The following is a 2,068-nucleotide window of genomic DNA, read 5'->3' as shown; positions in this document are numbered from 1 at the left end:
GAAAGCCAGCGCGCGAGCGCCTGGTACATGCGCTCGGCGAGGCCGGAGCGCAGCAGCAGTTCGCCGAGCAGGATGAAGAGCGGCAGGGCGACGAGCAGGAACTCGTTGCTCGCCGTCCAGGCGATCTCGCCGGCGACCCGGCTCACCGGCAGCATGGCGAACATCTGGCCGAGCACCAGACCGAGCACGCCCATCGCCGCGGCCACGGGAATGGCCAGCGCCATGAGGGCCAGCAAGGTGAACAGCGCGGTCGCGATCATGGCTTGACGTGCATCGCCTGCACGGCCTGGCTCAGTTCGTCGTCGGCCTCTTCCTGGATCGTGCGCGCACCGATCAATCGGTTCACGTCGGTCCAGTCGGCGGCGGCGAACGCCAGCGCACCACGCAGCAGCAGCACCAGGGCGCAGGCGACGAAGGCGACGTAGCCCAGCCACCACAGCGCCTGCGGCACGGCCAGCGGCACCGCCAGCGCCGAGTTCGATCGCGCGCCGAGCCGCCACGACTGCGCCAGCACGCCGCTGCCGTGCCATGTCACGACGCTGACGAAACCCAGCAGCGCGATCAGCGCCAGCATGTCGCAGACCGCCGCCAGCGCCCGCGGCAGAAGCTGGTACAGCGCGTCGATGCGGACGTTGCCCCGATTGAGCAGCACGAACGCGAACGACCAGGTCGAGCCGATCGCCAGGGCGTAGCCCGAGAGCTCGTCGGCGCCGCCCACCGTGATGCTGAAGAGCTTGCGCAGGACGACGTCGACCGAGACCAGCACCGCGGCGGCGAGGATGAGCAGGCCACCACCGAGCGCAGCGAGGCGCGAGCCGCGCTGCGCCGCGGCGAGCGCGGCGTCGAGCGTCGTCTTCACGCCGCTACTTCTTCGCCGTCACGCCGGTGATCTTGCCCACCGTGGCGTTGAAGTCGGCGACGCAGGCGGCCGAACAGCGCTCGGCCCACTTCGGGATCGTGGTCTCGGCGAGCACCTTCTTCAGCAGCTCGCGGTCGGCGGCGCTTGGCTGCACGATCTTCATCTTGCCCTTGGTGCCGAGCGTGCACTTGTCCGTGCCGGCGTTGCACTCGTAGCCCTGCTGGGTGAAGTTGTCGGCGGCGTTCCAGACCGCGGCTTCCAGGCCCTTGACCTCCGTCTCGATGAGACTGCGCACGCGCGGGTCGTACGCGGCCCAGGTCTTCGCATTGGCGGCATAGCCGATCTGGCCCCACGAGAGCGGCATGGCGAGCAGGTGCGTCGTCACCTCGTTCCACTTGGCCACGTTGCCGGAGAGCGTGCCGGTGATGGCGCAGTCGACGGTCTTGTTCTGCAGCGCCGGGACCACTTCGCCGAACGCCAGGGTGACCGGGGTGCCGCCGAGCGCCTGGATCAGCTCCGACTGCGATCGGCCGCCGACCCGGACCTTGCGGCCCTTGACGTCGGCCAGTCCCTTGAGCTCGCTGTTGCAGTAGAGCACCTGGGCTGGGTAGGTGCCGAAGCCGAGCAGCTCGACGCCGAACTTCTCCTTGTAGAGCTTGGCGTAGACGGGCCGGAGCGAGTCGGTGACCCGGCGCGCGGTGGCCACGTCGGGCAGCAGGCCGGCCATGTCGAGCATCTCGTTGGCCGGGTCGTCGGCAGCGAGGTAGGCAATCACGGTGGCACCGATCTCCATCACACCCTGGCCCATGAGGCGCAGCACTTCGGGGCCCTTCAGGCCCATCTCGTTGAAGCCCTTGACCTCGGCCGTGATCGCACCGCCGGACTTCTCGCCGAGGGTCTTGGTCAGAACGGGACCTCGAACTCCTTGTACTGCGGCAGGCTCGAGATCGAACCGACGACCTGCAGCTTCGTCGCCGGCAGCGCCTGCGCGTGCGCCGTCTGCAGCGTGAGGGAGGCGCAGAGCGCGCCGAGAACCAGGGGCCAGGATTTCATCGTCATCTCCCGTTGTCGAAGTGGTGGAGTGTGGCCGCGTTCGGCTGGATGCCGGCGAGCTGGTCGTTGCGGATGTCGGTGACGAGCATCGCGCCGGGTGCGTGCGTGATGCAGAGATCGGGCCGGGCCGCGGCAATGGCGGCCTGCGGCGTGACG

The 2,068-nt window shown here is 69.1% G+C and carries 5 protein-coding genes; all 5 read right to left on the bottom strand.

Annotation, left to right across the window (positions count from 1 at the left end):
• A partial coding sequence (locus tag AC30N0_RS13335) for a TRAP transporter large permease subunit (protein WP_489518392.1) occupies nt 1–260 on the bottom strand: 260 nt, incomplete at its 3' end.
• Entirely contained in the window at nt 257–859 is a 603-nt protein-coding gene (locus AC30N0_RS13330; protein ID WP_489518391.1) for a TRAP transporter small permease subunit, read from the bottom strand. The genes AC30N0_RS13335 and AC30N0_RS13330, both read right to left, overlap by 4 nt.
• Nucleotides 860–863: 4 nt before the next feature.
• Nucleotides 864–1,730: a TRAP transporter substrate-binding protein gene (locus AC30N0_RS13325; protein ID WP_489518394.1), complete on the bottom strand. Its 867-nt coding sequence runs from the start codon at nt 1,728–1,730 to the stop codon at nt 864–866.
• A 32-nt stretch (nt 1,731–1,762) separates the two neighbouring features.
• Nucleotides 1,763–1,912, bottom strand: coding sequence for a hypothetical protein (locus AC30N0_RS13320; protein WP_489518395.1), 150 nt, complete (start codon nt 1,910–1,912; stop codon nt 1,763–1,765).
• 2 nt (nt 1,913–1,914) lie between these two features.
• A partial coding sequence (locus AC30N0_RS13315) for a D-glutamate cyclase family protein (protein WP_489518393.1) occupies nt 1,915–2,068 on the bottom strand: 154 nt, incomplete at its 5' end.

The organism is Rhizobacter sp., from assembly GCF_031412495.1.
In the GTDB taxonomy this organism is placed as follows: Bacteria; Pseudomonadota; Gammaproteobacteria; order Burkholderiales; family Burkholderiaceae_C; genus Schlegelella_A.
The sequence above is the reverse complement of the archived record's forward strand: the minus strand, read 5'-3'. Positions and strand labels throughout refer to the sequence as shown.